Consider the following 1,352-nt stretch of genomic DNA (forward strand, 5'->3'; position numbering starts at 1 on the left):
GTGAGGACCCACAGCGAAAAGTCGGAATCGAGCCAAAAAATTAGAAGAGCAGCTTAATACACCCATATCTACTCTTTGGGATTGATATTAATTTTTAACAGTGGTGCGTATTACCCCCACCCTGCCCTCCCCCGCCAGACCTATAAAGTGGTTAATCCAGGTTTTTTTGGCGGGGGAGGAATGTTATTTTGGGGTTGTGGAACGGTAAAGACGTTCCACAACCCCAACTAAAACTGTCCCCCATCCAAATTATGGGAGGGGGGACTACAGGGGGGATGGCTAAAATACGCTTTATATCCAAGAAAATTTAATATTGTAGTGAATCATTTTCTCCCCCCTTTCCACATTGCAAACTCATTCACCCCTAAAACAGTTATAATTCACCTGAATAGAATCCAGGTGTGTAATGACGGAAATAGATCCAAAAAAACTTCCCAAAATACTCTATATCGAAGATTCAGAAGAATCTCTCATGCTCGTTCGGCGGTTACTTGAACGGGATTATATTCTCCTCGAAGCAGATAACCCCATCGACGGAATCGACCTTGCGATTAATACCCGCCCAAACCTGATCCTTCTCGATATTAACCTTCCTGATCTTAGTGGAAGAGAGGTCGCCACACGGCTAAAAAACTCGCTTCCCAATACCCCAATGGTAGCGCTGACCGCCGATGTTACAGCCGGAGCGCGTGAACGTGCTCTTGTGGCGGGTTGTATTGGCTTTATGACCAAGCCAATCGATATTGACACCTTTCAAAATGAGATCGAAGAATATTTGAATGGCAAGCAGGAATTTGCCAAAGAGGCAGATCATCATCGCAAAGAATATCAACAGGAATTGGTTGAGCACCTCGAAAAGAAAGTTCATCAACTGACCAAAATGGCCGAGCAAAATAAATTTCTCGACCAGCAAAACAAACATGTCATCGCCGATATGCAACGCCATCAACGCCTCCTAAAAGCTGCTGCCACTGTCGGACATAATATCACTTCCATCCTTGATCTTGATGAGCTTCTCCAAACCACTGTTGATATCATTTGTAAAGAATACGAATTTTATTACTCAGGCATCTTTCTTTTAGATAAAAACAAAGAATGGGCAATTCTTCAGGCTGGTTATGGCGAGGCAGGAACCAGCCTGATCGAGTCAAATTATCGTCTGGCTGTAGATGGCGATTCGATGATTGGGATTGCCGTCCGCAATCACAAGGGAGAATTTTCTGCAGATGTGGCTGACAATGAAAATCACTCGAACAGCCCTTTCCTTCAGGAAACTCGCTCCGAGATGGCCTTACCGCTGATCGCCAAAGGCGATATTCTCGGCGCGCTTACCGTCCAGAGCGAAAAGGTAA

1 protein-coding gene is annotated in these 1,352 nt (G+C 44.8%); it reads left to right on the forward strand.

The features are described 5' to 3' along the window. Nucleotides 1-406 precede the first annotated feature (406 nt). A partial coding sequence (locus AC3DOM_RS12050) for a response regulator (RefSeq protein WP_487919294.1) occupies nucleotides 407-1,352 on the forward strand: 946 nt, incomplete at its 3' end.

It is taken from the genome of Candidatus Desulfolinea nitratireducens (genome assembly GCF_982879505.1).